The organism is Pseudaminobacter salicylatoxidans (assembly GCF_003148475.1).
In the GTDB taxonomy this organism is placed as follows: Bacteria; Pseudomonadota; Alphaproteobacteria; order Rhizobiales; family Rhizobiaceae; genus Pseudaminobacter; species Pseudaminobacter salicylatoxidans.
Genome location: NZ_QGGG01000004.1, coordinates 243,862 through 267,257, shown reverse-complemented (window position 1 = coordinate 267,257; position 23,396 = coordinate 243,862). Strand labels below are relative to the sequence as shown.

Annotated in this window: 24 protein-coding genes and 1 tRNA gene; 22 read left to right on the top strand and 3 right to left on the bottom strand. The window is 64.0% G+C overall.

The features are described from left to right. The first annotated feature begins 22 nt into the window (after positions 1 to 22). From C7441_RS07925 to C7441_RS07900, 6 genes are all read left to right on the top strand, one after another. A complete protein-coding gene (locus tag C7441_RS07925; RefSeq protein ID WP_109612379.1) occupies positions 23 to 418 on the top strand; it encodes an AGROH133_08824 family phage infection protein in 396 nt (131 codons plus the stop codon). Positions 419 to 657: 239 nt separating this feature from the next. Beyond that, positions 658 to 1,218 carry a F0F1 ATP synthase subunit delta gene (locus C7441_RS07920; RefSeq protein WP_109612378.1) on the top strand — a complete coding sequence of 187 codons (561 nt, stop codon included), beginning with the start codon at positions 658 to 660 and terminating at the stop codon, positions 1,216 to 1,218. Continuing rightward, entirely contained in the window at positions 1,218 to 2,747 is a 1,530-nt protein-coding gene (gene atpA / locus C7441_RS07915; protein WP_019172814.1) for a F0F1 ATP synthase subunit alpha, read from the top strand. The genes C7441_RS07920 and atpA overlap by 1 nt, the downstream gene beginning before the upstream one ends. Before the next feature lie 16 nt (positions 2,748 to 2,763). Next, positions 2,764 to 3,645 (top strand): F0F1 ATP synthase subunit gamma, encoded by an 882-nt coding sequence (locus C7441_RS07910; protein WP_109612377.1) that lies wholly within the window; start codon positions 2,764 to 2,766, stop codon positions 3,643 to 3,645. A gap of 69 nt (positions 3,646 to 3,714) precedes the next feature. After that, entirely contained in the window at positions 3,715 to 5,259 is a 1,545-nt protein-coding gene (atpD, locus tag C7441_RS07905; protein WP_109612376.1) for a F0F1 ATP synthase subunit beta, read from the top strand. Positions 5,260 to 5,363: 104 nt separating this feature from the next. Continuing rightward, a complete protein-coding gene (locus C7441_RS07900; RefSeq protein WP_019172408.1) occupies positions 5,364 to 5,771 on the top strand; it encodes a F0F1 ATP synthase subunit epsilon in 408 nt (135 codons plus the stop codon). A gap of 289 nt (positions 5,772 to 6,060) precedes the next feature. Here the strand turns inward: C7441_RS07900 and C7441_RS07895 are convergent, their stop codons facing one another. Further along, a complete protein-coding gene (locus tag C7441_RS07895) occupies positions 6,061 to 6,306 on the bottom strand; it encodes a hypothetical protein (protein WP_019172407.1) in 246 nt (81 codons plus the stop codon). Positions 6,307 to 6,399: 93 nt separating this feature from the next. Further along, positions 6,400 to 6,489: transfer RNA gene (locus tag C7441_RS07890), tRNA-Ser, on the bottom strand. 244 nt (positions 6,490 to 6,733) lie between these two features. Between C7441_RS07890 and rplU the strand changes: the two genes are divergently transcribed. The 16 genes from rplU to C7441_RS07810 all read left to right on the top strand — a co-directional run bounded on the left by rplU (position 6,734) and on the right by C7441_RS07810 (position 22,261). Then, entirely contained in the window at positions 6,734 to 7,168 is a 435-nt protein-coding gene (gene rplU / locus C7441_RS07885; protein WP_109612375.1) for a 50S ribosomal protein L21, read from the top strand. Between the two features lie 25 nt (positions 7,169 to 7,193). Beyond that, positions 7,194 to 7,463 carry a 50S ribosomal protein L27 gene (rpmA, locus tag C7441_RS07880; protein WP_019172405.1) on the top strand — a complete coding sequence of 90 codons (270 nt, stop codon included), beginning with the start codon at positions 7,194 to 7,196 and terminating at the stop codon, positions 7,461 to 7,463. Positions 7,464 to 7,583: 120 nt separating this feature from the next. Then, positions 7,584 to 8,174, top strand: a complete 591-nt coding sequence (locus tag C7441_RS07875) for a GNAT family N-acetyltransferase (RefSeq protein ID WP_019172404.1) — start codon at positions 7,584 to 7,586, stop codon at positions 8,172 to 8,174. 286 nt (positions 8,175 to 8,460) lie between these two features. Continuing rightward, the gene (gene obgE / locus C7441_RS07870; RefSeq protein ID WP_109612374.1) at positions 8,461 to 9,495 is read left to right on the top strand and encodes a GTPase ObgE; all 1,035 of its coding nucleotides are present in this window, start codon (positions 8,461 to 8,463) and stop codon (positions 9,493 to 9,495) included. Between the two features lie 90 nt (positions 9,496 to 9,585). Next, on the top strand, positions 9,586 to 10,722 hold the full coding sequence (gene proB / locus C7441_RS07865) for a glutamate 5-kinase (RefSeq protein ID WP_109612461.1): 1,137 nt from the start codon (positions 9,586 to 9,588) through the stop codon (positions 10,720 to 10,722). 3 nt (positions 10,723 to 10,725) lie between these two features. Further along, positions 10,726 to 12,012, top strand: a complete 1,287-nt coding sequence (locus C7441_RS07860; RefSeq protein WP_109612373.1) for a glutamate-5-semialdehyde dehydrogenase — start codon at positions 10,726 to 10,728, stop codon at positions 12,010 to 12,012. A 196-nt stretch (positions 12,013 to 12,208) separates the two neighbouring features. Further along, on the top strand, positions 12,209 to 12,799 hold the full coding sequence (locus C7441_RS07855) for a nicotinate-nucleotide adenylyltransferase (protein WP_109612460.1): 591 nt from the start codon (positions 12,209 to 12,211) through the stop codon (positions 12,797 to 12,799). A gap of 213 nt (positions 12,800 to 13,012) precedes the next feature. Then, positions 13,013 to 13,390, top strand: a complete 378-nt coding sequence (gene rsfS / locus C7441_RS07850; protein WP_019172399.1) for a ribosome silencing factor — start codon at positions 13,013 to 13,015, stop codon at positions 13,388 to 13,390. A 130-nt stretch (positions 13,391 to 13,520) separates the two neighbouring features. Beyond that, complete coding sequence (rlmH, locus tag C7441_RS07845) at positions 13,521 to 14,003, top strand: 23S rRNA (pseudouridine(1915)-N(3))-methyltransferase RlmH (RefSeq protein ID WP_109612372.1); 483 nt, start codon at positions 13,521 to 13,523, stop codon at positions 14,001 to 14,003. A gap of 133 nt (positions 14,004 to 14,136) precedes the next feature. After that, positions 14,137 to 15,480, top strand: a complete 1,344-nt coding sequence (locus tag C7441_RS07840) for a murein hydrolase activator EnvC family protein (protein WP_109612371.1) — start codon at positions 14,137 to 14,139, stop codon at positions 15,478 to 15,480. Beyond that, complete coding sequence (locus tag C7441_RS07835) at positions 15,470 to 16,801, top strand: S41 family peptidase (RefSeq protein ID WP_109612370.1); 1,332 nt, start codon at positions 15,470 to 15,472, stop codon at positions 16,799 to 16,801. The genes C7441_RS07840 and C7441_RS07835 overlap by 11 nt, the downstream gene beginning before the upstream one ends. A 124-nt stretch (positions 16,802 to 16,925) precedes the next feature. After that, positions 16,926 to 18,101: a divergent polysaccharide deacetylase family protein gene (locus C7441_RS07830; protein ID WP_109612369.1), complete on the top strand. Its 1,176-nt coding sequence runs from the start codon at positions 16,926 to 16,928 to the stop codon at positions 18,099 to 18,101. An 8-nt stretch (positions 18,102 to 18,109) separates the two neighbouring features. Further along, entirely contained in the window at positions 18,110 to 18,625 is a 516-nt protein-coding gene (locus C7441_RS07825; protein WP_019172394.1) for an RNA pyrophosphohydrolase, read from the top strand. Beyond that, on the top strand, positions 18,585 to 19,571 hold the full coding sequence (locus C7441_RS07820; RefSeq protein ID WP_109612368.1) for an alpha/beta hydrolase: 987 nt from the start codon (positions 18,585 to 18,587) through the stop codon (positions 19,569 to 19,571). Before C7441_RS07825 ends, C7441_RS07820 begins: the two co-directional genes overlap by 41 nt. Positions 19,572 to 19,828: 257 nt before the next feature. Then, complete coding sequence (alr, locus tag C7441_RS07815; RefSeq protein WP_146201437.1) at positions 19,829 to 20,962, top strand: alanine racemase; 1,134 nt, start codon at positions 19,829 to 19,831, stop codon at positions 20,960 to 20,962. 45 nt (positions 20,963 to 21,007) lie between these two features. Next, positions 21,008 to 22,261, top strand: coding sequence for a D-amino acid dehydrogenase (locus C7441_RS07810; protein WP_109612367.1), 1,254 nt, complete (start codon positions 21,008 to 21,010; stop codon positions 22,259 to 22,261). Between the two features lie 70 nt (positions 22,262 to 22,331). On the opposite strand, the gene C7441_RS07805 is transcribed toward C7441_RS07810, so the two are convergent. Next, positions 22,332 to 23,213: a LysR family transcriptional regulator gene (locus C7441_RS07805; protein ID WP_109612366.1), complete on the bottom strand. Its 882-nt coding sequence runs from the start codon at positions 23,211 to 23,213 to the stop codon at positions 22,332 to 22,334. Between the last annotated feature and the right edge of the window lie 183 nt (positions 23,214 to 23,396).

Below are 23,396 nucleotides of genomic sequence, written 5' to 3'. Positions count from 1 at the left end.
GCTGCGATTCTGGAGAAGCGTGATGGAACTCGCATTTCCCTGGCCGATGACACAGGGCGAATGGCTGGCCTGGACCTCGGCGGCGGTCACGGTGCTGTTCGGGCTGCTGCTCCTGTTTGCGCCGCGGATTTCCCTGCGCGTGCTGCGGTTGCAGCCGATCGAGGCCAAGCCCGAGGCTGTCGCCGAGGCGCGCGCTACGATGTCGGGCTTCTATCTGGGGCTTGGCCTGTGCTGCATTTTGCTGGCGCAGCCCATGCTTTACATGGCGCTTGGCTTTTCCTGGCTTTTCACAGCTTTTGGCCGCGTCATTTCGATGCTTTCCGATCAGGGAAACAAACCCTACAATTGGCTGTGGTTGCTTGTGGCGCTGGTGCTTTCAGCGTTGCCTCTGGCCTTTGTCTTCGGCTTTGCCGCCTGAACCGGCTTCGCGGTTTCGGCATTGGCGGGCAGGGATGCGACAAATCTGCCTGAAAGCAGCATCTTCAACGTGTTGCGACTCTGGAAGGCCTGTGCTAGACGGCAATCGACTTTCGATCGGGGGATGCGGCAGTTTGTGTCCCCGCGATCGCTAAACCGCAGCAAGGTCAAAGATTTAGCCAGAGTTACCGACTCGCGCCATGAATCTTCCGGCCTGTCAGACAAGAGAAAAGACGGACCGTGGCACAGTCTAGCTCGCCGATCTCCGCAGTTGCCGAACGTTACGCGGCTTCGCTGTATGAACTGGCGGCCGAAGCCAAGCAGGTCGCCAAGGTCGAAGCCGATCTTGGTCGCTTCGAAGCCCTGCTGGACGGCAGCGAGGATCTTTCCCGCATGATCAAGAGCCCGGTCTTCTCCGCCGAAGAGCAGGAGAAGGCCATCGACGCCATTCTCAGGAAGGCCAGGCTCGACGGTCTCGTCGGCAACTTCCTGCGGGTCGTGGCGCAGAATCGCCGCCTGTTCGCGGTTCAGGGCATGATCAAGGCATTCCGCACCATCGCCGCCGAGCAGCGCGGCGAGGTTTCGGCGGAGGTTTCGTCGGCGCATGCGCTGACGGCTGCTCAGCAAAACGAACTGAAGGCGGCGCTGAAGGGCGTTGCCGGCAAGGATGTCTCGATCACGGTCACGGTCGATCCGTCGCTTCTGGGCGGCCTCGTCGTGAAGCTGGGTTCGCGCCAGATCGACACATCGCTCAAAACCAAACTCAATTCGCTCAAGCTTGCACTGAAAGAGGTCGGCTGATGGACATCCGCGCCGCGGAAATATCCGCAATCCTAAAAGACCAGATCAAGAATTTCGGCAAGGAGGCTGAGGTCTCCGAGGTCGGTCAGGTTCTGTCCGTCGGCGACGGCATCGCCCGCGTCTACGGTCTCGACAACGTCCAGGCGGGCGAGATGGTCGAGTTCCCGGGCGGCATCCGCGGCATGGCGCTGAACCTCGAAAACGACAATGTCGGCGTCGTCATCTTCGGTAATGACCGCGACATCAAGGAAGGCGACACCGTCAAGCGCACCGGCGCCATCGTGGACGTTCCGGTCGGCCCGGGCCTGCTTGGCCGCGTCGTCGACGCGCTCGGCAATCCGATCGACGGCAAGGGTCCGATCAAGGCCGCCGAGCGTCGCCGCGTCGACGTGAAGGCGCCTGGCATCATCCCCCGCAAGTCGGTGCATGAGCCGATGTCGACCGGCCTCAAGGCCATCGACGCGCTGATCCCGATCGGCCGCGGCCAGCGCGAGCTCGTCATCGGCGACCGCCAGACCGGCAAGACCGCCATCATCCTCGACACCATTCTCAACCAGAAGGCCATCCACGACAGCGGCCCGGATTCGGAGAAGCTGTTCTGCGTCTACGTCGCCGTCGGCCAGAAGCGCTCGACCGTCGCGCAGTTCGTGAAGGTGCTCGAAGAGCGCGGTGCGCTCGAATACTCGATCATCATCGCCGCGACCGCTTCGGACCCGGCCCCGATGCAGTTCCTGGCTCCGTTCGCCGGCTGTGCCATCGGTGAATATTTCCGCGACAACGGCCAGCACGCGCTGATCGGTTACGACGACCTGTCCAAGCAGGCCGTGGCCTACCGCCAGATGTCGCTGCTTCTGCGCCGTCCGCCCGGCCGCGAAGCCTATCCGGGCGACGTCTTCTACCTGCACTCGCGTCTGCTCGAGCGCGCCGCCAAGCTCAACGACGAGAATGGCAATGGCTCGCTCACGGCCCTGCCGGTCATCGAGACCCAGGCGAACGACGTGTCGGCCTATATTCCGACCAACGTGATCTCGATCACCGACGGTCAGATCTTCCTCGAGACGAACCTGTTCTTCCAGGGTATCCGCCCGGCCGTGAACGTGGGCCTGTCGGTGTCGCGCGTCGGCTCCGCCGCCCAGATCAAGGCGATGAAGCAGGTTGCCGGCTCGATCAAGGGCGAGCTTGCGCAGTACCGCGAAATGGCGGCCTTCGCGCAGTTCGGTTCGGACCTCGATGCTTCCACGCAGCGCCTGCTGAACCGTGGCGCGCGCCTGACCGAGCTTCTGAAGCAGCCGCAGTTCTCGCCGCTGAAGACGGAAGAGCAGGTCGCGGTCATCTTCGCCGGTGTGAACGGCTATCTCGACAAGCTCAGCCTCAACGAGGTCGGCAAGTTCGAGCAGGGCCTGCTTTCCTACCTGCGCGCCGAGGGCAAGGACGTGCTCGACGGCATCCGCAAGGAGAAGGCGCTGAGCGACGACCTCAAGGCCAAGCTCAAGGATCACATCGACGCTTTTGCGAAGAACTTCGCCTGAGGCTGACGGATAAGGCATGGCTTCTCTAAAGGATCTCCGAAACCGTATCGCCTCGGTCAAGGCGACGCAGAAGATCACCAAGGCGATGCAGATGGTCGCCGCGGCGAAGCTGCGCCGCGCCCAGGAGGCGGCGGAAGCAGCCAGGCCGTATTCGCAGCGCATGGGTGCGGTTCTGGCCAACATCACCCAGGCCGTCGGCAGCAATGGCGACGGCCCGGCCCTGATGACCGGAACCGGCAAGGACGACGTGCACCTGCTCGTCGTCTGCACGGCCGAACGCGGCCTGTGCGGGGGCTTCAACAGCCAGATCTCGCGTCTGGCTCGCGACCACGCCCGCAAGCTGCAGGCCGAAGGCAAGACGGTGAAGATCATCACCGTCGGCAAGAAGGGTTATGACATCCTTCGCCGCGACTTCAGCGCGCTGATCGTCGATCGTATCGAACTGCGCGATGTCAAGACGATCGGCTTTGCCAATGCCGACGCGATCGCCCGCAAGGTCATCACCCTGTTCAACCAGGGCGGCTTTGACGTCTGCACGCTGTTCTATTCCGAGTTCAAGTCGGTGATCAGCCAGATCCCGACCGCGCAGCAGATCATCCCGGCAGCGGCTCCGGCCGAGGCCGAAGGGGAAGGCGCGGGCGGCGCCGTCTACGAATATGAGCCGGAGCCGGGTGAAATCCTCAGCGATCTCATTCCGCGCAACATCTCGGTGCAGATCTTCCGGGCGCTGCTCGAGAATGCTGCCGGCGAGATGGGTGCCAAGATGAGCGCGATGGACAATGCGACGCGCAACGCGGGTGACATGATCAACAGGTTGACCATCACCTACAACCGTCAGCGCCAGGCGCAGATCACCAAGGAACTCATCGAAATCATTTCGGGCGCGGAAGCGCTCTAGCGCGTGAGTCGGGGAAGCTGGCTTTCCCGGGGCTCGCGTCGAAGCAGAAACGGACCAAGAGGTTACAGCATGGCTAAAGCAGCTACACCGAAAGCGGCTCCGGCGGCGAAGGCCCCCGCAGCAAAGAAGGCGGCGCCTGCCAAGGCGACCGCAGCGAAGACGACAGCCGCAGTGGCTGCCAAGAGCGCGGCTGGCCGCGTCTCTCAGGTCATCGGCGCCGTCGTCGACGTTCACTTTGAGGGTGAACTGCCGCCGATCCTGAACGCGCTCGAGACCGACAACGGCGGTCATCGCCTCATTCTCGAAGTGGCGCAGCATCTCGGCGAAAACACCGTGCGCTGCATCGCCATGGACACCTCCGAAGGTCTGGTGCGCGGCCAGGCGGTTGCCGACACCGGCGGCCCGATCAGCGTTCCGGTCGGCGACGAGACGCTCGGCCGCATCATGAACGTCATCGGTGAGCCGGTGGACGAAGCCGGCCCGGTCAAGACCAAGAGCCGCCGCGCCATCCATCAGCCGGCCCCGGAATATGTCGATCAGTCGACGGAAGCCCAGATTCTCGTCACCGGCATCAAGGTCGTCGATCTGCTGGCACCTTACGCTCGCGGCGGCAAGATCGGTCTGTTCGGCGGCGCCGGCGTCGGCAAGACCGTTCTGATCCAGGAACTGATCAACAACGTCGCCAAGGCGCACGGTGGTTACTCGGTGTTCGCCGGTGTGGGCGAGCGCACCCGCGAGGGCAACGACCTCTACCACGAAATGATCGAATCGGGCGTGAACAAGGACCCGCACGAGAACAACGGCTCGACCGAAGGTTCCAAGTGCGCCCTGGTGTTCGGCCAGATGAACGAGCCGCCCGGTGCGCGTGCCCGCGTCGCCCTTTCGGGCCTGACCATCGCGGAACATTTCCGCGACCAGGGCCAGGATGTGCTGTTCTTCGTGGACAACATCTTCCGCTTCACGCAGGCAGGTTCGGAAGTGTCGGCTCTGCTCGGCCGTATTCCTTCGGCGGTGGGCTACCAGCCGACGCTGGCCACCGACATGGGTGCGATGCAGGAACGCATCACCACCACCAACAAGGGCTCGATCACCTCCGTGCAGGCCATTTACGTGCCGGCCGACGACTTGACCGACCCGGCGCCGGCGACCTCGTTCGCCCACCTGGATGCGACGACGGTGCTCAACCGCGCGATCTCGGAAAAGGGTATCTACCCGGCCGTGGATCCGCTCGACTCGACCTCGCGCATGCTCGATCCGCTGATCGTCGGCGAGGAGCACTACAACGTCGCTCGCCGCGTTCAGGAAATCCTCCAGCGCTACAAGTCGCTGCAGGACATCATCGCGATCCTGGGCATGGACGAGCTGTCGGAAGAGGACAAGCTGACGGTGGCCCGCGCCCGTAAGGTCGAGCGCTTCCTGTCGCAGCCCTTCTTCGTGGCCGAGGTGTTCACCGGTACGCCGGGCCAGCTCGTTCCGCTGGAAGACACGATCCGTTCGTTCAAGGGTCTGGTCGAAGGCGAATACGATCACCTGCCGGAAGCGGCTTTCTACATGGTCGGCTCGATCGATATGGCCATCGAGAAGGCCCAGCGTCTGGCTGCGGAAGCCGCATAAGACAGATTGCAAGCGGCGCGGGCGCCTCAAGCCCGCGCTTCCGTGGCATGGTTCGACCTTTCACGGGACCATGCCCACTACGGTTCTGAACTTTGTGAGACATCATGGCTGAAGCTTTCAAATTCGAACTGGTCTCGCCCGAGCGTCTGCTCGTCTCGGAAGAGGTCCAGTCCGTCGTCATTCCGGGTGCGGAAGGCGAGATGACGGTTCTGGCCAAGCATGCGCCGGTGATGACCACGATCAAGCCGGGCGTCGTCACGGTGAAGTCCGCCAGCGGCCAGGAAGAGCGTTATGTGGTGTTCGGCGGATTTGCCGACATCCTGCCCTCCGGCTGCACGCTGCTGGCCGAATCGGCGACTTCCGTGAAGGATATCGACCGGGCCGAGCTGACCCGTCGCATCCAGGAAGCGCGCGAAGACGTCGCCGATGCCAAGGACGACGAGGCCAAGACCCGCGCCGAGGCGTTCCTGGCCCAGCTCACGACGCTGGAAGGCGCGCTGCTGCCGGCCTGACAAGGCATATAATGTTTTTGGAAAAGGCGGGTGGCGACACCCGCCTTTTTCGTTTGCGCGCTTTTGCCTGGCCGCGGCCCTCCGCCTTCGTGGATAGGCAGATGCGGCCAAAGGTGCGGGCATCCGTTCGGACAAGAGGCTGCTTCGCCGCTGGAAACGACCGCACAGGGAGCGGGACGGGATCAAAGCAGTTGAATTCGGCAAGCCACCTTATCGAAGCGGCTCAGGCGCCACACGCGGCTTCCCGGTGCGCAGGGCGGGCATGCTCACTGGATGGGCGGTGAATGGCTCAGGTGACGATTGCCGTGATGGAGGCGGCGATAAGCAGCCCCGCGAGAATGAGGAGCGCGCCATAGACCGGCGGCTTGCCGAACAGGACGGCAAATGCCGATGCCCAGACCACAATTGCGGCGGCCAGCGCGTAAAGGAAGGCAGGCTTGTCGTTCCAGGCTATGCCGACAGCCATCAGTCCGCCGACGATCAGCGCACCGAACAGCAACATTATCGACAGCGCGAATTTCTCGACCGAATCCATAATTCGTCCCCTTGCGTTGCAACAGAATGTGCCGGAACATGACGGCTTGAGCAATGGCCGTCTAACCCAGCTATGCAGACTTTCAGGAGGGGATGGCGGAGAAGGAGGGATTCGAACCCCCGATAGGCTTGCACCTATGCCGCATTTCGAGTGCGGTGCATTCAACCACTCTGCCACTTCTCCGCATAGATGGTTGGGTCGTTGCCGACGCGGCTCGCTAGATAACGAGTCGCGGGCCGATGCACAAGGCCCCCGGGCGACTTATTTGTGCGTCACCTTGACTTGCGGCAAGCATTCGGTTACACGCGCACAGTTCCGGCATGGGGGTTTCCCCGCGCCGGTCTTATTTTGAACCCCGACTGACAAAAAGACGGCCCGGACGCACCCGCGTTCTTTAGAGGCCGGACCGAACAGCGAAAGGCAAAAAATGTTCGCAGTCATCAAGACCGGTGGCAAGCAGTATCGCGTTGCCGCCAACGACGTCATCACCGTCGGCAAGGTCGCCGGCAATGCTGGCGACGTGATTGAAATCACCGAGGTCCTCGCGGTTGGCGAGGGTGCGGACGTCGCGCTCGGCGTGCCCTTCGTGGAAGGCGCCACCGTGACGGCGGAAGTGGTCGAACAGGGCCGCGCCGCGACCGTCATCGCGTTCAAGAAGCGTCGTCGCCAGAACTCGCGCCGCAAGCGTGGCCATCGCCAGCACGAAACCGTCATCCGGATCTCCGAGATTCTGACGGGCGGTGCCAAGCCGGCGAAGAAGGCTGCTGCCAAGAAGGAAGCGGCTGTCGAGGGCGAAGCTGCCGAAAAGCCTGCCAAGAAGGCCGCGCCGAAGAAGGCTGCAGCCGCGGCGGAAAACGAGTAAGTTCGAGGACTGAAGGAGTAAACCAATGGCACATAAGAAAGCTGGCGGTTCGTCGCGCAACGGTCGCGATTCGGAATCCAAGCGCCTCGGCGTGAAGAAGTTCGGCGGCGAAGCAGTCGTTCCGGGCAACATCATCATTCGCCAACGCGGCACCAAGTGGCACCCCGGCACGAACGTCGGCATGGGCACTGACCATACCCTTTTTGCGCTCGAAGCCGGTGCGGTTGCTTTCCGTAAGAAAGCCAACGGCCGAACCTACGTATCGGTTAACCCGATTACCGAAGCCGCGGAGTAGCCGGATCCGCACCACAACACCGGCGCCCCATCTCGGGACCGGTGTCTGGTAGAATCCAGAAAAAGGATCAGGGGAGATGGGTCGCCAGCTCCCCTTTTTCTTTGCCTGGAGGATACTTGAATGGTTGCCGAATCGGAGGACTACGAAGACGAAAGTCTGATCATAGATTGCCCGGTGCTCGTTACCGAGCGGCTGCTGCTGCGCGTCCCGCACGAAGAGGACATCGCCGAGCTGGTGTCGCTCGCCAACAATCCGCGGATCGCCGAGATGCTGTCGCGCATGCCCCATCCCTATGGTGAGACCGAAGCCCGCTCGTTTCTCTCGATGGCCTCGCTGTCGCGTCACGGCGGCAGCGCCTACGCGGTGACGCTTGCCGAAACGGGTGCGTTCGTGGGATGCGCGGGGCTCAACGCCACCGAACGCGGCCTCGAGCTGGGCTACTGGGTGGGCGAGCCCTACTGGCGGCGCGGTTACGCCACGGAAGCGGCCCACGCCCTCGTCGATCTCGCCTTCCGGGCGACCAACATCAATGTGCTGCACGCCTCCTGCCGGGTCATCAATCCGGCCTCGCGGCGGGTCATTCACAAGTGCGGCTTCCAGTATGCCGGGCAGGGCATGCTGAACTCGCTTGTTGCCGGCAAGGTGCCGGTCGAACGCTACCGCCTCGACCGCAAGACCTGGGTAAGCCTCAGAACATGGGCGCGCCTTTGACGAATGGATGAGGAGACCGGCCGGCCGGCTGCCTCCTCATTCCAGTTCAAGGGGGCGCTGACGGAGGAAGGTCGGCCCGGCATGCGAAGATTCCACCGCGCACTCGCGCTCGGGCGCTCTTTGCGCTAGACCATGATGCCGAAAAGTGTGAAGCGGTTTTCGGACGACGTCATGGTCTATCCAATTGATTTCGCCGCATGTGTGCGACGCCAAGTGTTTCCACCTGGCTGCAACATGCTCTAGTGCAGTGCGCGACAGACAAGACAGCAACGAAAAGCCAGTTCCGATGAAATTCCTCGACCAGGCCAAAGTCTATATCCGCTCCGGCGACGGGGGCGCCGGCAGCGTCTCGTTCCGCCGCGAAAAATTCATCGAGTTCGGCGGGCCGGACGGCGGCGATGGCGGCCGTGGCGGCGATGTCTGGATCGAGGCGGTCGAGGGGCTCAACACGCTGATCGACTATCGCTACCAGCAGCATTTCAGGGCCAAGACCGGCGTCCATGGCATGGGCCGCAACCGCACCGGCGCCAAGGGTGCGGATGTGGTGCTGAAGGTGCCGGTGGGCACGCAGGCCTATGAAGAGGACAACGAGACGCTGATCTGCGACCTCACCGAAGTGGGGCAGCGCTTCCGGCTGGCCGCCGGCGGCAATGGCGGCTTCGGCAACCAGCATTTCAAGACCTCGACCAACCAGGCGCCGCGCCGCGCCAATCCGGGCCTGCCGGGCGAGGAGCGCGCCATATGGCTGCGGCTCAAGCTGATCGCCGATGCGGGGCTGGTGGGGCTGCCCAACGCCGGCAAGTCCACCTTCCTCGCGGCCGTCACCGCCGCCAAGCCGAAGATCGCCGATTATCCTTTCACCACGCTCTATCCGGGGCTTGGCGTGGCGCGGGTCGATGCGCGCGAGTTCGTCATCGCCGACATTCCGGGCCTGATCGAAGGGGCGCATGAGGGCGTGGGCATCGGCGACCGCTTCCTCGGCCATGTCGAGCGCACGCGCGTGCTGTTGCATCTGGTTTCGGCGCAGGAGGAAAATCCGGGCAAGGCCTACAAGACCGTGCGCGGCGAACTGGAGGCCTATGGCAACGGGCTGGCCGAGAAGCCGGAGATCGTGGCGTTGAGCCAGGCCGACACGCTGGATGCCGAAGCGCGCAAGAAGAAGCTCGCCTCGCTGAAGCGTGCCGCGGGTACCACGCCGTTCCTGCTTTCCGCCGTCAGCGGCGAGGGCGTGGAAGCGGTTCTGCGCGCGTTGATCGACGAGGTTCAGGCCGCGCGGGAAGAAGAAACTCCGAATGTGCCCGACGAGCGTTGGGTCAGGTAATTCCGGATCGCATGTGATGCTTGAGTGTCGCCATACCCGCCCCTGTAGAACGCTGACTTTCCTTGCCAATGCGGAGGCCCGCTCATGAGCCTGCAGCCGCTGAAGAAATACAAGCGCATCACCGTCAAGATCGGCTCGGCCCTGCTGGTCGATCGCTCGGCCGGGCTGAAGCGCGACTGGCTCGCCTCCATCGCCGACGACATTGCCGCTCTGGCTGAAGCAGGTTGCGAGGTGCTGGTGGTGTCCTCGGGCGCCATTGCGCTCGGCCGCACCGTGTTGGGCCTTGGCAAGCGCGCGCTGAAGCTGGAGGAAAGCCAGGCTTGCGCCGCCGTCGGCCAGATCGCCCTTGCCGGAGCCTGGTCGGAAGAGCTTGGCCGCAACGGCCTGAAGTCCGGGCAGGTGCTGGTGACGCTCGGCGACACCGAGGAGCGCCGCCGTTACCTCAATGCGCGCGCGACCATTTCCACCTTGCTCAAGATGAAGGCCGTGCCGGTCATCAACGAGAATGACACGGTGGCCACCAGCGAAATCCGCTATGGGGACAATGACCGCCTTGCCGCGCGCGTCGCCACCATGATGGGCGCGGATCTTCTGGTCCTGCTTTCCGACATAGACGGGCTTTATACCGCGCCGCCGGCCTTCGATCCGGCGGCGAAATTCATTCCGCAGGTCGAGCGTATCACGCCCGACATCGAGGCGATGGCCGGGGCCGCTGCATCGGAACTGTCGCGCGGCGGCATGAGGACGAAACTCGATGCCGGCAAGATCGCAACCGCTGCCGGGACGGCCATGATCATCACCGCCGGTACGCGGCCCAATCCGCTTGGCGCCATCGACCGTGGCGAGCGGGCCACCTTCTTCAAGCCGAGCGCCAATCCGGTGAAGGGCTACAAGACCTGGATCGCCGGCCAGCTTGAGCCGGCCGGGCGGCTGGCAGTGGATGCCGGTGCTGTGGGGGCGCTGCTGTCGGGCAAGTCGCTGCTTCCGGCGGGCGTCAAAAGGGTCGAGGGCAATTTCTCGCGCGGCGATACGGTCGCCATTCTCAGTCCCGAGGGCCGCGAGATCGCGCGCGGGCTGGTTGCGTATGACGCGGCCGATGCCGTAAGGATCGCGGGGCTGAAGACCAACGAAATCGCCGATGTGCTTGGCTATGAGGCGCGCTCGGCTATGATCCATCGCGACGATCTGGTGGTGAGCCACATCGAAGCGGCGCAGGCGGAAGGATGAGCCATGCTGATGGCGAGTGACAAGTCCGGGCAGGATACTGTGGCGCTGATGGCAGCGCTCGGCCGCAAGGCGCGCGCCGCCGCCCGGCCACTTGCCGTCGCCAGCGCGGACCGCAAGCGCGAGGCGCTGCTCGCCATGGCCGATGCCATCGTTGCGGCCGAGGAGAAAATTCTCGCCGCCAACGCCATCGACGTGAAGAACGGCGAGCAATCGGGCCTGAGCGGTTCCTTCATGGACCGGCTGAAGCTCGATCCCAAACGCATCCGCGACATGGCCGACGGCGTGCGCGCCATTGCCGATCTTCGTGATCCCGTGGGTGAGGTCGTGGCCGAATGGGACCGCCCCAACGGCCTGCATATCGAGCGCGTGCGCACGCCGCTCGGCGTCATCGGCGTCATCTATGAAAGCCGCCCGAACGTGACGGCAGATGCCGGCGCGCTGTGTCTTAAGGCCGGCAATCCGGTGATCCTGCGCGGCGGGTCGGATTCGCTGAATTCCTCGGCCGCCATTCACGCCTGTCTGGTCGCGGGGCTGCGTGCCGCCGGTCTGCCGGAAGACGCCATTCAACTCGTGCCCACCACCGACCGCGCCGCCGTCGGCGAGATGCTGAAGGGCCTGTCGGGCAATCTCGACGTGATCGTGCCGCGCGGCGGCCGCAGCCTCGTCGAGCGCGTGCAGAACGAGGCGCGGGTGCCGGTGTTCGCGCATCTGGAAGGCATCTGCCATCTTTATATCGACAAGTCGGCCGATCTCGACATGGCGGTAAAAATCGCCGTCAACGCCAAGATGCGCCGCACCGGCATATGCGGCGCGGCCGAGACGCTGCTGATCGACCGGGCAGCCGCGGCCACGCATCTGGCGCCGGTGCTGGAGGCGCTGCGCCAGGCCGGCTGCGAAATCCACGCCGACGAAGACGTGTTGAAGGCCTTTGCGGATGCCAAGCCCGCGGTGGACGCCGACTGGGTGACGGAATATCTGGACGCCATCATCTCGGCGAAGCTGGTGGACGGCGTCGCCGGCGCCATCGAGCACATCGAGACTTTTTCCTCGCATCACACCGAGGCCATCGTTGCCGAGGATGGAGAGGCCGTGGAGCGCTTCTTCAACGAGATCGATTCGGCAATCCTGCTGCACAACGCCTCGACCCAGTTCGCCGATGGCGGCGAGTTCGGCATGGGCGCCGAGATCGGCATCGCCACGGGCAAGATGCATGCGCGCGGGCCGGTCGGCGTCGAACAGCTCACCTCTTTCAAATACCGTGTGCGCGGGTCGGGGCAGGTGCGGCCGTGATTGTGGGGCCGTTTTACCCTCCCCCTTATGGGGAGGGTCGGCAAACGAATGTCGCGAAGCGTCATTCGGAAGCCGGGGCGGGGGTGGAAATCAATTGCCGACCTCCGACCTGATCCAGCCGACACCCCGCTCCGCTTCGCGGATCGACCCTCCCCGCAAGGAGGAGGGTATCAGCGTCGCGCCGAGCTTTCTGCGCATGCCGCATGTCGAAAAGGGCATGCAAGTGGGGCTGTTCGGCGGTTCGTTCAATCCGCCGCATGGGGGCCATGCGCTGGTGGCCGAGATCGCGATGCGCAGGCTGCGGCTCGATCAGTTCTGGTGGATGGTCACGCCCGGAAGCCCGCTGAAGGATACGCGCGAGCTTGCCCCGCTCGCCGAGCGCATCCGCCTTTCCAGGGCGATCGCGCGCGATCCGCGCATGAAGGTGACTGCCTTCGAGGCGAGCTATCATGTGCGCTACACCGCCGACACGCTGGCGCTCATCAAGGCGCGCAATCCGGGCGTCGATTTCGTCTGGGTCATGGGAGCGGACAATCTGCGCGATTTCCACCACTGGCAGCGCTGGCGCCAGATCGCGATGACCTTCCCCATCGCCGTCATCGACCGGCCGGGCTCGACCCTGTCGTTCCTGTCCTCGGTGGTGGCCAAGACATTCGCCTATGCGCGGGTCGATGAATCGGATGCGCCCCGGCTGGCGCGCATGCGCGCTCCGGCCTGGACCTTCATCCATGGCCGTCGCTCCTGGCTTTCCTCCACCGCCATCCGCAACGGCACGAAGCGCCCGTGAGAGAGCCGTGAACGTAAAAGTTTGTCCGGAAGGGTTGAAAGCGCAATAGCCGCGTCCCAACTGGTGGGTTTCCCGGCGGAGCCGGGCCGTCTTGAAAGTGTCGCGCGACTCTGCCTATTTATAAGGTGTCCGGCATTTCAAGCCGGATGCTCGCTTGTTCTTGTTTCGAAAGGAAAGACACTGAGAACAGCACTACCCAAGAAGGCAAACATCATGCCTTCGCTGGCCGGGATGAACGGAATTGATGCCGTGTCCCGCGCCCTCGAAACAGTCCTTGCCAGTCTGGAAGACTCCAAGGCCGAAAACATCGTCCCCATCAATCTCACCGGTAAGTCGAGCCTCGCCGACCATATGGTCGTCGCCTCGGGCCGCTCGCATCGTCATGTTGCGGCGGTCGCCGACAATCTGCTCAAGGCGCTGAAGGATGCCGGTCTCGGCTCCGCCCGCGTCGAAGGGCTGGAATCGGCCGACTGGGTGCTGATCGATTCGGGCGACATCATCGTCCATGTCTTCCGGCCGGAGGTTCGCGACTTCTACAATCTCGAGAAGATGTGGCTGGCGCCGGACCTCGAGGAAGAAACGGTCCACTAGAGCAGCGGACGTTCTGACGTACGCACCTCCGCCGCTCCAGTTCTGTTTCCTCCGCCGCATTTGTGCGACGTCAGACGATTCCGTCTGACTGCAAAATGCTCCAGGCCTCCGTTTCACCGGGCAGGACAGGATGAAGATTGCCGTACATGCCGTGGGCCGGATGAAGGCCGGCCCCGAGAAGGAATTGGTCGAACGCTATTTCGATCGTTTCGGCAAAAGCGGCCCGGCAATCGGCCTGGAATTCGCCGGCGTCGTCGAGGCGCCGGAAAGCCGTGCGCAAAGCGCGGTTGAGCGCAAGCGCGAGGAAGCGCAGAAATTGCAGGCGCAACTTGGCGCCGGCGCGGCGCTGATCCTGCTCGACGAGCGGGGCAAGAACATCTCTTCGCAAGATTTCGCAAACCGGCTCGCCGCTCTGCGCGATGGTGGCCAGCGCAATCTGGTCGTCGCCATCGGCGGGCCGGATGGCCACGACCCGTCCTTGCGGGAAAGTGCTGCGCTGACGCTGTCTTTCGGCGCGCTGACCTGGCCGCACCAGATCGTGCGCATCATGCTGGCCGAACAGCTTTATCGCGCCGCGACGATCCTTTCGGGGCATCCCTATCACCGTGCCTGACGGGAACGGTCCGATTTCCGACGCATTTCGTGACTTTTTTCAGTGAGCGAACCCGTCGCAACATGGTTGATGGTTCGTTAAGAAGCGGCCGCTAAGGTCGATGCGAAACATGCGGCGCATCGGAATGTCGGGAATGAAGGTCAGCAAGGCAGGGATCGGACGATCATGCATCGGCATGCTCGCGGCCGCTTTGCTTGTCGCCTGCTTTCCGATGACCGCGCAGGCCGAAGAAGCTACCGGCGAAAACAAGGACCCGGCCGCGGCTCTCGTCGCCACCAGGTCCGAGCGGCAGGCCGAATATGACCAGGTTTCGAAGGAAATCACTGTTTCCGCGGAGCGCATGGAAACGCTGAAGGCCGATGTCGCCAAGGTGAAGAAGGATTTTGCCAGCATCACCGCAGCATTGATCCAGTCGGCCAAGACGGAAAAGAAGCTCAGCCAGGATATCGACGACATCACCGCCCGGCTGGAAGGGCTGAAGGAACAGAAGGAAGGCATCCACAATTCGCTCATGGCGCGGCGCGGTGTGCTGGCGGAAGTTCTGGGCGCGCTGCAGCGCATGGGGCTCAATCCGCCGCCGGCGATTCTGGTGAAGCCGGAAGATGCGCTGTCTTCCGTACGCAGCGCCATCCTGCTGGGCGCGGTAGTGCCGGAGCTGCGCGAGCAGACCGAAGTGCTGATGGCCGACTTGAAGGAAATGTCGCGCGTCACCACCTCCATCGAGGCCGAGCGCCAGAAGCTGGTGGCCTCGGTCGGCGAGCAGCTTGCCGAGAAGGAACGGCTCACTTTGCTTCAGCAGGAAAAAGAGCGCCTGCAAGCCGAGGCCGAATCGGCTCTGGCGGAAGAAAAAATGAACGCGGAGGACCTGGCCGCGCGCGCCAAAAACCTCAAGGACCTGATCGCGGCGCTGGAAAAGCAGGCCGAAAAGACCCGCAGCGAGGCTTCCAGGCGGGCCGAGGAGCAAAGGCGCGCCCGCGAGGCGGAACTGGCAGCGCTGCCCGAGGCGAACCGGCTGATGGCGGCAGCACCCTTTTCGGCTCTGCGCGGGCAGATCGCGCTGCCGGTTACGGGGCGTATCAGCAAGCGTTTCGGGCAGAAAGATGCCAGTGGCGGTGTGATGCTGGGCGACATGGTTGCGACACAATCGGGCGCCATCGTAACCGCGCCGGCCGATGGCAATGTCTTGTATGCGGGGCCGTTCCGGTCATATGGACAACTCTTGATCCTGAACGCAGGCGACGGTTATCATGTCGTTCTGGCGGGCATGAGCAGAATCAGCGTCTCGCTGGGTCAGTCCGTCCTTGCAGGCGAACCGATCGGCGCGATGGGGGAAGCCAGGGTGGCGAGCACCTCTGCGGCTCCGAATGGAAACAGTGGTCCGGAACTCTATATTGAGTTCCGCAAGGATGGAAAACCCGTCGATCCGACCCCGTGGTGGGCGGAACGGCTTTCTGGAAGGACAGAAAATGGTACGTAAGTTGTCGCTTCTGCTAGCCGGTGCGCTGATGGGCGCATCCGCCATGACGCTGGTCTATGGCGTGCCCGGCTCCACGGCGAATGCGGCGAGCTCCGAGACCTACCGGCAACTGGCGATCTTCGGCGACATCTTCGAGCGCGTGCGCGCGCAATATGTGACGCCGCCAGATGAGAAATCTCTGGTCGAAAGCGCCATCAATGGCATGCTCACTTCGCTCGATCCGCACTCCTCCTACATGAACGCGGAAGCCGCCAAGGACATGCGCGTTCAGACCAAGGGCGAATTCGGCGGCCTTGGTATCGAAGTCACGATGGAAAACGACCTCGTCAAGGTGATCACGCCGATCGACGACACGCCCGCCGCCAAAGCCGGCGTGCTGGCCGGCGACTACATCTCCAAGATCGATGGCGAGGAAGTGCGCGGCATGACGCTGAACGACGCCGTCGACAAGATGCGCGGCCTCGTCAACACGCCGATCAAGCTCACCATTCTGCGCCAGGGCGCCGACAAGCCGATCGAGCTTTCGATCAAGCGCGACATCATCAAGGTCAAGGCGGTGAAGTTCCGTGTCGAGAAAGACGACATCGGCTATATGAAGATCACCTCGTTCACCGAGAAGACCTTCGACGACCTGCAGAATGCCATCGAGCAGATCAGGAAGCAGGTGCCGGACGACAAGCTCAAGGGCTATGTCCTCGACCTGCGGCTCAATCCGGGCGGCCTGCTCGACCAGGCGGTCAGCGTGTCCGACAGCTTCCTCGACAAGGGCGAGATCGTCTCGACACGTGGCCGCGATCCGAAGGATGTGACCCGCTTCGATGCCCGCCCCGGCGACATGGTCGATGGCAAGCCGCTGATCGTACTGATCAATGGCGGCTCGGCCAGCGCCTCGGAGATCGTTGCCGGTGCCTTGCAGGATCATCGCCGCGCCACGGTGCTCGGCACGCAGTCCTTCGGCAAGGGCTCGGTGCAGACGATCATCCCGCTCGCTGAAAACGGCGCGCTGCGGCTTACCACGGCGCTCTATTACACGCCGTCGGGCAAGTCGATCCAGGGCAAGGGCATCACGCCCGACATCAAGGTCGAGCAGCCGCTGCCGGACGAGTTGAAGGGCCGTGACGTGTCGCGCGGCGAGTCCGATCTCAAGGGCCACATCAAGGGCGTCGAGGAGAGCGATCAGGGCTCGGGTTCGTCGGCCTATGTGCCGCCCGAGGCGAAGGACGACATCCAGCTCAACTATGCGCTGGACCTGCTGCAGGGCACCAAGACGGATCCGGCCTTTCCGCCCAATCCGGAGCGGGCGGTGCTGAACCAGCAGTAAGAACGGGTGGCAGGTAGCCGCGGGGACTGCCTGCATCGTTCGATTTGAGAGACGCGTTTCCGCCGGGTTCACCGGCGGAATTCGTCTGCGGAAGCCTGTTCCCGCCGATATCGAGGAATACGGCTTGTCGCCTTTCGATAAGGACATCGATCGCCCGTTAGGTCAGCCAGGCCCAGCCTCGCGCGGCGCGGGCCGGCGTGTCCCGCTCACGGGCCGTTCGCTGGTTTTCGGCCTTGCGGTCGTGGCCGTTGCCGCAGCTTCCAGCGCAATCGCGTTTCGCGAACGGCCCTTCCGCAATCCGGCGACCGTCGTTCTTTCGACGCCGGAGGTGATTGAGCCGGTGAAGGTGGAGACGGCGGCGGGGTCGGCTGGCACGCCGGCGCCTGCCAGCCAGGCAAATCCCGGACCGTCCATCATCCATGTCAATCCGCCGGCAGATGGCGCGGGGCAGAATGTTGTGGTCATTCGCGACCCTTCCGCTGTCGGCCAGAACCTGCGGGTTGCGCATTTGCCCGACAAGGCGCTGATCGAGCAAGGCGCGGAGGGGCCATTACCGGTACGCGCCGCCGATGGTAGGCGGCCGGTCGATGTCTATGCGCGGCCGTGGTCGGGCGCGCGCGGCGCGCGCGTGGCGATCGTCATCGGCGGGCTCGGCCTGTCGCAGACCGGAACCCAGGAGGCCATCGCCAAGCTGCCGCCGGAGGTGACGCTGGCCTTCGCCTCGGACGGCAACAGCATCGGCCGCTGGATGCAGGAAAGCCGCCGGCAGGGCCATGAGATCATCATGCAGGTGCCGCTTGAGCCGTTCGATTTCCCGAACGTCAATCCCGGCCGCAACACGCTGACGGTGGCGGCAAAGCCGGCGGAAAACCTGAAGAATCTGCGCTGGGCGCTGTCGCGCACCACCAACTACACCGGCGTGATGAACTATATGGGCGCGCGCTTCGTGGCCGACAGGGCGGCGATGGAGCCGGTGCTGGCGGAACTGGGCAAGCGCGGCCTGCTTTATCTCGACGATGGCTCCTCGACCCGCAGCGTGGCGCCCGAACTGGCATTGCAGGACCGCGTGCCCTATGCCGTCGCCGATGCCGCGATCGATGCCGAGCGCAGCCGCGACGCCATCCTGAAGAAACTCGACCAACTTGAGGCGACGGCGCGCGCCAAGGGTTCTGCCATCGGCACCGGCTCGGCCTTCGATGTGACGGTCGATGCCGTCGCGCAATGGGTTGCGGAAGCGCGGCGGCGTGGCATAGAGATCGTGCCGATCTCGGCACTGGCCACCGACCCCGAACAAGGCTGAATGCTCACATGACGAAGAAGATCGATCCGCAGGCGCTGCCCTATCGACCCTGTGTCGGTATCATGGTGCTGAATCGCCAGGGGCTGGTCTGGTCGGGACACCGTATAGCCGAGCCCGACAGCGAAATGGCCGGCACCGACAAGCTCTGGCAGATGCCGCAGGGCGGCATCGACAAGGGCGAGGAGCCGCTGCCGGCAGCGCTGCGCGAACTCTATGAGGAAACCGGGATGCGCAGCGTCTCGCTGCTGGCCGAGGTGCCGGGCTGGATCAATTACGATCTGCCGGCCGACAAGCTGGGCATCGCCTTCAAGGGCAAATATCGCGGGCAGACGCAGAAATGGTTCGCCTTCCGCTTCGAGGGCGACGAAAACGAAATCGCCATCAACCCGCCGCCGGGCGGCCACACGGCCGAATTCGACCGTTGGGACTGGAAGCCGATGATCGACCTGCCGGACCTTATCGTGCCTTTCAAGCGGCAGGTCTATGAGCAGGTGGTTGCCGCATTCCGCTATCTGGCGCCATGATATGCGCCGGCTGGGCGCGCTCTGCATCGCGGTGGCGGTGATGACAGGCCCTGCCCGTGCCGGGGAACCGTTGCGCGAAAACATGTCGGCAGCCGGGTTTCCCGCTACGCTCACAATTCCTGTGGGCGAGGGTGCTGCGCCGACCGTGCTGGTGATCGCGGGGTCCGGGCCCACCGACCGCGATGGCAACAGTATCCTCGGTATCAAGGCCGGCTATCTGGCTCTACTGGCCGACGACCTCGCCGCTGGAGGCGTTGCCACCCTGCGCTACGACAAGCGTGGCGTGGCCGGCAGCAAATCGGCCGAGCGGGAAGACGAATTCACCATCGACAGCTTCGTCGATGACGCGGCGGATGTGTTCGACTGGCTGGCGGCGCGGCCGGACATAGGCCCGGTCATGGTGCTGGGGCATAGCGAAGGCGGCATGATTGCGCTGGAACTTGCCAAACGGCGACCGTCGATTGCGGGGCTCGTTCTGGTCGCGACGCCCAGGCGGCTGGCCGACACGTTGCGCGACCAGCTTGCGGCCACGTCCGGGCCGCTGCGTGCAACCGCGCTGGAGATACTGGCGCGGCTTGAGGCCGGTGATGACGTGGCCGATGTGCCGGTACCGCTGCTTGCCCTGTTCCGCCCGTCGATCCAGCCCTATCTCCGTTCGCTTTTCGCACTCGCCCCGGCAAGCGCGCTGGCCGAACTGCCGCTGCCGGTGCTGGTGATCGGCGGCGGTGCGGACCTGCAGGTTTCCCGCGCCGATTTCGACGCACTTTCCACGGCTCGCGAGAATGTCGAAAGCCGCTGGTTCGCGCGCATGAACCATGTTCTGGTCGATGCCGGGCCGGATTTTGCCGGCAACGTCGCCACCTACGCCGAACCGGCACGGGCGCTCCCGAATGAGCTTGCGGATGTGATTTCAGGGTTCGTCCTGAGGGCAGCGAACCGGCCCTGAACCGGTCTTTCTGCGCCGTTTCCCGCGCTTTTCCTGAAATTGCGTCGTTTTGCTCTTGCTGGCCCAATGGTTTGCGCCAACTGTTTTGCGCGAGGGATATTGCAGTGCAACGTTTCCCGAATTATTGATGCTTTGAAAGCACGATCCCCGAATGTTCCCGCAGTTTTGGACAAGGATTGTGCTTCTGGCAGGATAAATACGCAACTTATCTCTAATTCCGACATGATTTTGTGTCGAGATCGGGGTTTTTCGGCGAAATGGACCAGTCTTTTGCAAATAATCGCGATTCACGGCAGGCAGAGGCAGCTCGGGCGGGTGCCGTGCTGCATATCGATCTCGGCGCTGTCCGCGAGAATTACCGCCGGCTGAAGGAGCGCCTGGGCGCGACGCGCTGTGCCGGCGTGGTCAAGGCGGATGCCTACGGGTTGGGCGCGGTTCAGGTGGCGAAGGCGCTGGCGCGGGAAGGCTGCGACACTTTCTTCGTCGCTCATGCCGGCGAAGGATTGGCGCTGCGTGCGGTGCTGGGCCGGGAGCCGGCGATCTATGTGCTGAACGGCACTGCGCCCGGCGCGGAAGCCGAGGCCGCTGCGGCCGGCCTGACCACCGTCGCCAACAGCCTCGAACAGCTTGCTGCATGGCGCGCGGCTGCCCGCAAGCTGGACCGAAAGCTGCCGGCGGCGTTGCAGGTCGACAGCGGCATGTCGCGGCTTGGCATGATGCCGTCAGAGGTCGAGACGCTGGCGGCCGATGCCGGCTTGCTCGACGGCCTCGACGTCAAGCTGGTGATGAGCCATCTGGCCTGCGCCGACGAGCCCGAACATCCGGCCAATGCCCTGCAGAAGAAAAATTTCGACCGCCTGCGCGCCATGCTGCCGGCCGCACCTGTCTCGCTGGCAAACTCGTCCGGCATCTTCCTTGGCACGGACTATCACTACGATCTCGCCAGGCCGGGTGCCGCGCTCTATGGCATCAACCCGACGCCGGGCCATGCCAACCCGATGCGCGAGGTGGTCCGGCTCGAAGCCAAGGTCATCCAGATCCGCACGCTCGAGGGTGATATCGGCGTGGGCTACGGCCACACCTATCGCACCGCCGGGCCGCTGCGGGCCGCCACCATTTCACTCGGCTATGCCGATGGCTGGCACCGCCGCGCGGCGGCCGGCGCTTATTTCAACGGCGTCAGGCTGCCTTTCATCGGCCGCGTGTCGATGGACAGCATCATCATCGACATTTCTGCGCTGCCGGAAGAGGCGCTGAAGGCCGGCGATCTGGTCGAGCTGATCGGCAGCCACCAGGCCGTGGACGATGTCGCCGGCCATGCCGGCACCATCGGCTACGAGGTGCTCACCGGCCTCGGCCACCGTTTCCATCGCATTTACGAAGGCGGCTGAGCGCTTCGCCGCCGCACGCATATTCTCAGGGGAGACTTTGCACACATGAAAGTTCTGGTGTTGGGGAGCGGGGTGGTCGGTGTCACCTCGGCCCACTATCTGGCCGAGGCCGGGCACGAGGTCGAGGTGGTTGACCGGCAGAGCGGGCCGGCGCTGGAAACCAGCTTCGGCAATGCCGGCGAGGTGTCGCCCGGCTATGCTTCGCCATGGGCCGGTCCCGGCATTCCCACCAAGGCCATCAAGTGGCTCTTGATGAAGCACGGCCCGCTGGTCGTGCGCCCGAAGCTCGATCCCTACATGTGGTCGTGGCTGTTCAAGATGCTCGGCAACTGCACCTCCGCGCGCTATGCCGTCAACAAGGCGCGCATGGTGCCGGTGGCCGAGTACGCCCGCGACTTGCTGAAGGAGATGCGCCAGACCATAGGCATCACCTATGACGATCGCGCGCAGGGCACGCTGCAGCTTTTCCGCGAGCAGAAATATCTCGACGGCGTCGGTGGCGACATCGAGGTGCTGAAGCAGTTCGGCGTGCCTTACGAGGTTCTGGACCGTCAGGGCTGCATCAGCGTCGAGCCGGGCCTTGCGACCGCCGATGGCAGCTTCGCGGGCGGCCTGCGCCTGCCCAATGACGAAACCGGCGACTGCAAGATCTTCACCGACAAGCTGGCGGCCCATGTCACCGAGCGTGGCGTGAAATTCCGCTTCGACACCAGGATCGACAAGATTCTGGTCGAAGGTGGGCGCATTGCGGGTGTGGCGACCAGCGCGGGTGTACTCAAGGCGGATGCCTATGTGGTGGCGCTGGGCAGCTATTCGCCCTTCCTGCTGCGCCCCATCGGCATCTCCGCGCCGGTTTATCCGGTCAAGGGCTACTCGATCACGGTGCCGATCACCAATGCGGACGTCGCGCCGGTTTCGACTGTCATGGACGACAGCTACAAGGTGGCCATCACGCGCCTCGGCGACCGCATCCGCGTCGGGGGCACGGCCGAGATTTCCGGCTTCGACCTGCGCCTGCACCAGAGCCGCCGCGACACGCTGGAATATTCGGTTTCCAACCTGTTCCCGAAGGCGGGCGCGGTGAAGGACGCCACCTTCTGGTGCGGCCTGCGCCCGATGACGCCGGATGGCCCGCCCATCATCGGCAAGGCGCGCTACGAAAATCTCTACCTGAACACCGGGCACGGCACGCTGGGCTGGACCATGTCGTGCGGCTCCGGCCGTGTGCTGGCCGACCTTATCTCGGGCCGCAAGTCGGAGATCGATGTCGCGCCGCTCAACATCAGCCGCTACGGCTGAAGCGCATGGCAGGCAGTGTTTTGAGAGGCCGCATCCATCGGGTGCGGCCTTTTCTTCTGGGTAAGGAAGTTCAGATGAACAGCGCCTTTTCCCGCTCCACCGCGCGGGTGATGTAGCCGGCGACCGTCTGGATGCGGCGCAGCGGGCGCATGGATTCGTGATAGACCAGCCAATAGGCGCGGCGGATCGGCTTTATCGCAGGCACGGGCACCAGTTCGGAGCGCGAACGGGCGATGAAGGTGTGCAATATGCCGATGCCGGCGCCCGCGCACACCGCTTCCACCTGCCCGAGGCTCGACGAGATCGCAAAACTGGCGTTCCAGTTGGGGCTGAACTCCGCCGCATAGTCGAGCGAGGGGCTGACCACCAGATCGGGCACATAGCCGACGAGGCGATGATCGGAAAGCTCGCCGGGCGTCTTCGGCAGGCCGTGTTGCTCGGCATAGCCGCGTGAAGCGAACAGGCCCAGCGTGTAATCCACCAGCTTGCCCGCCACCAGCCGGCCTTCGGTCGGCCGTTCGACGGTGATGGCGATGTCCGCCTCGCGCCGCGACAGCGAAAACGAGCGTGGCACCGGCACGAGCTGAATTTTCAGTTCCTTGTGCTGGGCAGTGAGCGCACCGAGCCGTGGCGCGAGGAAGGCGACGCCGATGCCGTCGGGCGCGCCGATCCGCACCGTGCCGGAAACCTCGTCGCCCTCGCCGGCGATTTCGGCGCGCGCGGCGATCATGTCGGCTTCCATGCGCTCGGCGACGTCCAGGAAGCGCTCGCCTGCCGGCGTCAGCTCGCTGCCCGTGGTGAGCCGCCGGAACAGCTTCGTTTTCAGCGCCTCTTCGAGCGCTGCGATGCGGCGCGAGACCGTGGCGTGGTTGAGCTCCAGCCGGCGTGCCGCGCCCAGAATCTGGCCGGCGCGGGCGACCGCCAGGAAGATGCGAACGTCATCCCAGTTCATGGGAGGGTCCGATCGATGATGTGGCGAGGGGCTGGCGAGAGAGGGGCGCGGGAGAATGAAACCATAACTCACTCTACTATGCGCAAAACCGCAATCAATCCGCATCTGGACATTATTCTATGCACAACGGATGGTCTTCAACTCGCGTTGCAAAGCCGTCGCCAAAGCGTGACAATGGCATGA

Excerpts from the sequence above, each read along its gene's own strand:
- C7441_RS07925 (WP_109612379.1), top strand. The coding sequence starts at position 23 with ATGGAACTCGCATTTCCCTGGCCGATGACACAGGGCGAATGGCTGGCC.
- atpA (WP_019172814.1), top strand. The coding sequence starts at position 1,218 with ATGGACATCCGCGCCGCGGAAATATCCGCAATCCTAAAAGACCAGATC.
- C7441_RS07910 (WP_109612377.1), top strand. The coding sequence starts at position 2,764 with ATGGCTTCTCTAAAGGATCTCCGAAACCGTATCGCCTCGGTCAAGGCG.
- atpD (WP_109612376.1), top strand. The coding sequence starts at position 3,715 with ATGGCTAAAGCAGCTACACCGAAAGCGGCTCCGGCGGCGAAGGCCCCC.
- C7441_RS07900 (WP_019172408.1), top strand. The coding sequence starts at position 5,364 with ATGGCTGAAGCTTTCAAATTCGAACTGGTCTCGCCCGAGCGTCTGCTC.
- C7441_RS07895 (WP_019172407.1), bottom strand. The coding sequence starts at position 6,306 with ATGGATTCGGTCGAGAAATTCGCGCTGTCGATAATGTTGCTGTTCGGT.
- rplU (WP_109612375.1), top strand. The coding sequence starts at position 6,734 with ATGTTCGCAGTCATCAAGACCGGTGGCAAGCAGTATCGCGTTGCCGCC.
- rpmA (WP_019172405.1), top strand. The coding sequence starts at position 7,194 with ATGGCACATAAGAAAGCTGGCGGTTCGTCGCGCAACGGTCGCGATTCG.
- C7441_RS07875 (WP_019172404.1), top strand. The coding sequence starts at position 7,584 with ATGGTTGCCGAATCGGAGGACTACGAAGACGAAAGTCTGATCATAGAT.
- obgE (WP_109612374.1), top strand. The coding sequence starts at position 8,461 with ATGAAATTCCTCGACCAGGCCAAAGTCTATATCCGCTCCGGCGACGGG.
- C7441_RS07860 (WP_109612373.1), top strand. The coding sequence starts at position 10,726 with ATGCTGATGGCGAGTGACAAGTCCGGGCAGGATACTGTGGCGCTGATG.
- C7441_RS07855 (WP_109612460.1), top strand. The coding sequence starts at position 12,209 with ATGCCGCATGTCGAAAAGGGCATGCAAGTGGGGCTGTTCGGCGGTTCG.
- rsfS (WP_019172399.1), top strand. The coding sequence starts at position 13,013 with ATGCCTTCGCTGGCCGGGATGAACGGAATTGATGCCGTGTCCCGCGCC.
- rlmH (WP_109612372.1), top strand. The coding sequence starts at position 13,521 with ATGAAGATTGCCGTACATGCCGTGGGCCGGATGAAGGCCGGCCCCGAG.
- C7441_RS07840 (WP_109612371.1), top strand. The coding sequence starts at position 14,137 with ATGAAGGTCAGCAAGGCAGGGATCGGACGATCATGCATCGGCATGCTC.
- C7441_RS07835 (WP_109612370.1), top strand. The coding sequence starts at position 15,470 with ATGGTACGTAAGTTGTCGCTTCTGCTAGCCGGTGCGCTGATGGGCGCA.
- C7441_RS07825 (WP_019172394.1), top strand. The coding sequence starts at position 18,110 with ATGACGAAGAAGATCGATCCGCAGGCGCTGCCCTATCGACCCTGTGTC.
- C7441_RS07820 (WP_109612368.1), top strand. The coding sequence starts at position 18,585 with ATGAGCAGGTGGTTGCCGCATTCCGCTATCTGGCGCCATGATATGCGC.
- alr (WP_146201437.1), top strand. The coding sequence starts at position 19,829 with ATGGACCAGTCTTTTGCAAATAATCGCGATTCACGGCAGGCAGAGGCA.
- C7441_RS07810 (WP_109612367.1), top strand. The coding sequence starts at position 21,008 with ATGAAAGTTCTGGTGTTGGGGAGCGGGGTGGTCGGTGTCACCTCGGCC.
- C7441_RS07805 (WP_109612366.1), bottom strand. The coding sequence starts at position 23,213 with ATGAACTGGGATGACGTTCGCATCTTCCTGGCGGTCGCCCGCGCCGGC.